Source organism: Mycobacterium sp. NAZ190054 (assembly GCF_001545925.1).
In the GTDB taxonomy this organism is placed as follows: Bacteria; Actinomycetota; Actinomycetes; order Mycobacteriales; family Mycobacteriaceae; genus Mycobacterium.
In genome coordinates, this window is record NZ_LMVQ01000230.1 from 1 (window position 1) to 5,806 (window position 5,806).

Annotated in this window: 4 protein-coding genes and 1 pseudogene; 1 reads left to right on the forward strand and 4 read right to left on the reverse strand. The window is 69.8% G+C overall.

The features are described from left to right. The 4 genes from ASJ79_RS16775 to ASJ79_RS16790 form a co-directional block, all read right to left on the reverse strand. On the reverse strand, positions 1-1,548 hold a 1,548-nt coding region (locus tag ASJ79_RS16775; RefSeq protein ID WP_231750884.1), incomplete at its 3' end, for a dynamin-like GTPase family protein. 50 nt (positions 1,549-1,598) lie between these two features. Further along, complete coding sequence (iniA, locus tag ASJ79_RS16780) at positions 1,599-3,407, reverse strand: isoniazid-induced dynamin-like GTPase IniA (protein WP_067957291.1); 1,809 nt, start codon at positions 3,405-3,407, stop codon at positions 1,599-1,601. Between the two features lie 91 nt (positions 3,408-3,498). Continuing rightward, positions 3,499-4,518 (reverse strand): IniB N-terminal domain-containing protein, encoded by a 1,020-nt coding sequence (locus ASJ79_RS16785; RefSeq protein ID WP_067957294.1) that lies wholly within the window; start codon positions 4,516-4,518, stop codon positions 3,499-3,501. Between the two features lie 250 nt (positions 4,519-4,768). Beyond that, positions 4,769-5,260 (reverse strand): IniB N-terminal domain-containing protein, encoded by a 492-nt coding sequence (locus ASJ79_RS16790; RefSeq protein WP_067957298.1) that lies wholly within the window; start codon positions 5,258-5,260, stop codon positions 4,769-4,771. A gap of 169 nt (positions 5,261-5,429) precedes the next feature. On the opposite strand from ASJ79_RS16790, the pseudogene ASJ79_RS16795 reads away from it, so the two are divergent. Further along, positions 5,430-5,744, forward strand: a pseudogene (locus ASJ79_RS16795) (molecular chaperone); the annotation flags it as partial. Positions 5,745-5,806: the final 62 nt, after the last annotated feature.

Consider the following 5,806-nt stretch of genomic DNA (forward strand, 5'->3'; position numbering starts at 1 on the left):
CGGGCTGAACTGGAGGCGCGGACTGGCCAGCTTGCGGTTCCACGGCGGCACCACCTCCTCGCCGCGCGCGTCGTCGATCAGACCGCGAAGGTAGTCGACCGACGCGTCCGCGGGCGGGGTGAACGGGTCGTTGAGGGGATGCTCGGCGCGCCTGCGCCAGCGCTGGGCCGCCGCGAACGCGGCCCGCGGCCCGTCCCCGGGAGCCTCCGGCGACAGACCCAGCCGGCTGGCGGCGTCGGTGCCCGACCCGCCGATCAGACGCCGCAGCGACGCCATCTCGTCGTCGTTGAGAGTGGTTGGCCGGGAACGTAACTGGCTGAGCAACCGCAGTTCCTCGAACGCGTGGGTGTCGGCGAGCAGCGGCTCGATGTCGGCGAGGATGCGCGGGGTGGCGTAGATCGGGTTGAGCTGGACGAACTGGCGCAGCGACAGCAGCGCGGTGTGCGCCTTGAGCAGGTCGGAGCGCTGCGCGAACTGCTGGTCGATCACCTCGCGCAGCGCGAGCAGCCCGCTGCGCTCGAGCAGTTCGTCGGCCAGCGCCACCGCATCGTCCACCCCGGCGCGCAGCACCGCGATCGCGATCCGGATACCGAACATCCCGAACCGGTCCAGCAGTTCGGCCCTGGCCGCCGTGCCGACCGGAAGCGCCGGCTCCCCGTCGCGCACGAAGCGGTCCACCGACAGCATCGCCTTCGCCAGCTCGGCGGGTTCGACGCCGGCGAGTTTCTTCAGCGCCACGAACTCGCTCTGCCGCAGGGTGCGCGCGGTCAGCGCCAGCAGACCGGACACCGGCACGACGGCCTGGCAGATGCCGGTGCGTTCCAGTTCGGTGGTGAAGCGCCGCGCGACGTCCTTGGCGGACAGCATCGCGTCGATCCGGCCCGCCCCGATCTCGTCGGCCCGCGACGCGACGCCGATCACGCCCAGCGCCCCGGCCGAGCCCCCGACCAGCTGACCGATCTGTTTGAGCAGCGCGATGTCCGCGGCGTTGAGGGTGCGCAGCAGGAACACCACCGCGTCGACGCGGGGCACTCCGTCGTCGGGCACGAGCAGCCGCAGGGTGCGGGCCGAGACGTCCTGGGACAGCGACGACGTGCCGGGGGTGTCGATGATGGTCGCGTCGGTCAGCTCGGCGGCGGGCCATTCGACGTCGAGATCCAGCACGTCGTCGGGATCCAGCCGGTCCAGGTCGAACGTCAGGCCGCGTTCCGGCCCGGCCCGGTCGCGCATGATCGGCACGTTGGAGCGCCGCCCGTCGCGGTGGTTGGCGGTCACCCTGGGGGTCGGGCCGTGCCGGAACCAGGTGACGATGCGCGTCGCCTCGGTGGCGTCGGTGGGCGCGATCTCGTCGCCGACCAACGCGTTGACCAGGGTCGACTTACCGGCCTTGAGCGTTCCGGCCAGCGCGATGCGCATCGGCTCGTTGAGCCGGCGTCCGATCCTCTCGAGCTCGGCATGCACGTCCGGGCGCCGGTGGTAGGCGGGGTCGGACCGGTAGGCGGCGATGGTGCCGCCCAGGATCGCCCGCACTCGGTCGCTGGTGCTCAGGATTCACCGTCTCGGATCGCTCGACTGCTGACCGTTCGAGCTTAGTGACGCTACTTGCCCAGCTTCTGCACGTGGTCGAGCACCTGCCGCAGGATGCCGAGCTGACGTTCGAGTTCCTTGACCCGGGCGTTGCGTTCGGTCTCCTCCAGCTTCGCCGCGGCGAGCGTGGCCTGCAGCGACTCGTTGAGTGAGCGGGTGGTCTGGTTGGCGATCTCGCGGTAATGGTCGCGGAGTTGACGCTGGATCCCCTTGAGCCGGTCCCGGGACTCCTTTCCGACGACGAACGCGACGTCGTCGACGAAGCGGCGCACGTTGGTCTTGGCCTCGCTGCGCACGCGCAGCATCCGGTTCTCCATGTCTTCCTTGTAGGCCTTGCGGCCCAGCACGAAGCCCGCGCCCAACGACAACGGGTTGAACATGCCCAGACCGGCGAAGGAGGTCAGCATGCCGAACATCAGCACACCCCCGTAGGAGCCGCGCAGCCCGGTGACGACCTTGTGCCCGAACTTGAGCGGTTTGGCCTCCAGCTGGGCCAGCGACTTGAACTCACCGACGTCGGCGCCCATCTCGCGGGCATCGAGCGAGGGCATCCGCACCGCGTCCAGCCCGGCCTGCCGGAACGTGCGGGCCACTTCGGCGGCCAGCGCCTCGGCGCGCTGGTAGGCCCACACGAAGTTGTCGCCGACGGCGGTGGCCACCGCGTCCTCCAGCTCGGCGCCGATCGCGGCCCAGTTCTGGGTCGGATCGCAGCCGTCGATCACCTGCTCGGTGTGAGAGGTGATGGTGCGGAACCGGTGCCGCAGATCGTGGTCGACGTCGGCGGTCAGGTCGGCGATGCCGTCGTTGAGCACCTGCTGCCACAGCGCGGTGTGCTGCAGCGCGTCCTGGGCCTCCTGCTTTCGGCGCTCCAGATCGGCGGTCAGGCGGTCCCGGGCCTGCGGGTCGTTGAGCGCCGACAGCTCCGACTCGACGGCCAGGCGGAGGTGTTCGGCCGCCGCGCGGACCTCGCCGATCACCTGGTCGCGGACCCGGTCGCGCTGCCGGGTCAGCACCTCGTCGGACAGGAATTTCACCAGCGCCGGGAAGTTCGACTCCTCGTTGAGTTCCTTGTCGTTGAGCTGCACGGCGTGGCTGCGCAGCGTCGACGACACCGGGACCAGCGGCGTGGTGATCCGGGCGCGCTGCAGGTGCGCGAGGTTGGCGTCGACCACCTGCCGCCAGTGCGGGTAAAGGTCGGTCTTGGTGGCGACGAGCAACGCGACGGGGCAGATCTCCAGTGCCTGCCGGATGAACGTCATCTCCGGCTCGGTGAACTCCTGGCTGGTGTCGCTGATCATCAGCATCGCGTCGGCGTCGGGCAGCAGCCCCAGCGTGGCCGACAGGTGCGGTTGCCCGTGCCCGCCGACGCCGGGGGTGTCGATGAACGCCAGGCCGCCCTTGAGCAGCGGGCTGGGCGCGTTCACCTCGACGCGCAGCACCTCACGGCCCCGGGCCTGGGGCGCCCGCCGGAGGTCGTTGCGCAGATCGGCCGTCGGGATCTCGACGAGTTCGGGTTCCTCGCCGTCGGGCCGGGCCACCACCAGCCGCGCCGAGGGTTGTTCGCCGTAGGACACCACGGTCGGCAGCACGGTCGACTCGTCGTCCCCCACGCGCGCGACCGGCATGTTCAGCAGTGAGTTGAGCAGCTGGCTCTTGCCCTGCTTGAGCTGCCCGGCGATGACCACCCGGATCTGCGGGTCACCGAGCCGCCTCTTGGCGCGCTCGAGCCGGTCGGCCAGATCGCCGCGCTGCTGGGCGTGCGCGATCCTGCCGGCGTGGTCGATCAGCTCGACGATCACCGAATTGGCCGGCTGCGTCATGGTGCCCCTCTTGTTGCTGCGGCGTGGTTCAACGGTAGGCGCGCGGACCGGCGGGGACCATCACGGTCCCCGCCGGTGTCGCGGTTGCGGATCAGAACGCGTCCAGCGCCGCCAGGGTGTCGTTGTTCGACGCGACATCGGTGTCGATGCCGGTGACGTTGTCGGAGAACAGATCGGTGTTCGTCTCGTTGCCCGAGCCGATGTTGGACTCGAAGGCCGACGAGTTGTCCTCGACCGAGGTTTCCGTGGAGGTCGAGATGTCGGTCTCCACCGAGGTGTTCACCGAGTTGTCCTCGGTGTTGTCGCTGCCGAAGTCGCCGTCGATCTGGGTGCCGGTGTTGACGTCGTTGTCGGTGATGATGATGCCGCCACCGTTGCCGCCGGAGCCGCCGACCGCGTTGCCGCCGCCGATGCCGATCAGGCTGCCGCCGCCGTCGGCGCCGCCGCCGTTGCCGCCGCTGGTGTCGACGTCGTTGAGCACCGGGGCGTCGTTGTCGGCGATCAGGTCACCGCCTGCGGTCTTCGAGTTGTCCTCCACCTCGTTGTCCTTGCCGACCACGACGTTGGAACCCGAACCGGCGAGGATGTCGCCGTTGCTCGTGGTGTTGCCGTCGCCGAGCACGGCGCCGTCGCCGCTGACGATGTCGCCGTCGTTGTCGCCGTCGACCACGACGCCGCCGTTGGTGGCGGTGTTGCTGGTCTTGTCACCGAAGGTGATGTCGCCGAAGCCGAGGTTGAACGCCCCGTTCTGGGCGTTGGCGCCGGCGTCCTGGACCGGGCTGGCCACCGGAACGTTGTTGCCGCTGAGCAGGTCGGTGTTGGTCTCGGGGGCGAACGTCGGGGCCCACGAGGTCTGCGGGGAGAACGGCGAGGCGAAGTTGGAGGCGAGCTGGTGATGGTCGGCGACCGCGCGCTGCAGGCCGACGATCGGGTCCCCGCCGCCGAGTGCGTATCCGGCCGGAGCGGCGGTGGCGGCCACCGAGGCCAGCTGCGCGGCGGTCACGTTCGGCAGCCCGGCGTCACGCAGAGCGCCGTCCGGATCGGCGACGAACGACGCCGCCGACGCGGGGCTGCGGAACAGGTCGAGGATGAAGTCGATGATGGCGTTCATGCCAGTGCCCTTTCTGGTGGTTCTCGCCGGTTCGTCCGGCGATCTGGACACCACGTTATGGAGCTCGCCGCAGGCCGGAAACGGGGCTCCGACCTATCCCCGAACGGGTCCGCCTAGGGGGTTTGGGGGCTGCCACCATAGGGGATTAGGGGCTCCCTGGGGGTTTGCGGGCGTAGGTGTTCACCCGCCATACACACGAAAAACCCGCAAGGACCGGCTGGTCCTTGCGGGTGCGGCGCGTCAGTCGGGGTCAGTCGAAGAGGTCGAATCCCGGCGCGAGGTCTCCGGCGTCGGCGTCGGTGACGGGCTGCGCCCACGGCTCGAGAGCGTCCGACGGGCCGACGGTCATGTCGACGGGATCGTCGATCGCCGGATCGTCCACCTGCAACGGAGTGGGCACATCGAGCAGGTCGACGGTGTCGGGCGGCGCGTCCCCGACGTCGACGACCACGCGCTGGGGCAGGCCCTCGTCGGGCACGTCGAACGCGTCGAACGCGGCGGTCGCCGCCCCGCTGGCCCAGACGTTGTCCACAGGGTCGGAGATCACGGCGTCCAGCGCGTGAACCGGAGCGGCCATCGACATGGACTCGGTGACGACCGGGATCAGGTTCTGCACATCGGCGCTGGTCACCCCGGCGAGGCCGGCGTCCGCGAGGGCCTGCGCGGGGTCGGCCGCATACCGTGCGGCGGCGTCGTGATCACGCACCAGCGTCATCACGAAGTCCAGCAGTGCGTTCGCCATGGCTCGATGTTATGTGTGCCGGCCGGGTCCCGGATCGGTGCGGAACCCAGTTCTGCAGGAACGCCGTTAGGGGATGGCCCGATAGGGGATTCGCGACATTAGGGGCAGATTCCTCGCCCACGGGTCGGTAGCCGTTAAGGTGGTCAGCGGTCCAGACAGGAGAGCCCACATGACCGAACCGCTGGGGTTGTCGATCGGGATGACCAACCTGGTCGCGGCCCGCGTTGGTCGCCCGCCGGTGACACGACGATCCATCCTGAACGTGTTCGGCGACCGCGCACCCGAAGTGGGGGCACCGTCCGAGATCCCCGGTTTCACCGAGCCGCGGCTGGTGCTGACCGGCTTCGTCGAACGGGTGGGTGACCCCGTTCCGCTGGTCGCCGCCGACGGCTCGGCGCACCGCGGTGAGCAGGCGCTGGCCCAGGCGTCTCTCCGACCTGACGCCACGGCTGGACGCTCCTCCCCTTTAGCGGCGTCAGCACCTACAATTTGCTGACAACGTCTTGCTCGAAAGCGACACCTCATGGCCCTGGCATCCCTCATCGC

Excerpts from the sequence above, each read along its gene's own strand:
- iniA (WP_067957291.1), bottom strand. The coding sequence starts at position 3,407 with ATGACGCAGCCGGCCAATTCGGTGATCGTCGAGCTGATCGACCACGCC.
- ASJ79_RS16785 (WP_067957294.1), bottom strand. The coding sequence starts at position 4,518 with ATGAACGCCATCATCGACTTCATCCTCGACCTGTTCCGCAGCCCCGCG.
- ASJ79_RS16790 (WP_067957298.1), bottom strand. The coding sequence starts at position 5,260 with ATGGCGAACGCACTGCTGGACTTCGTGATGACGCTGGTGCGTGATCAC.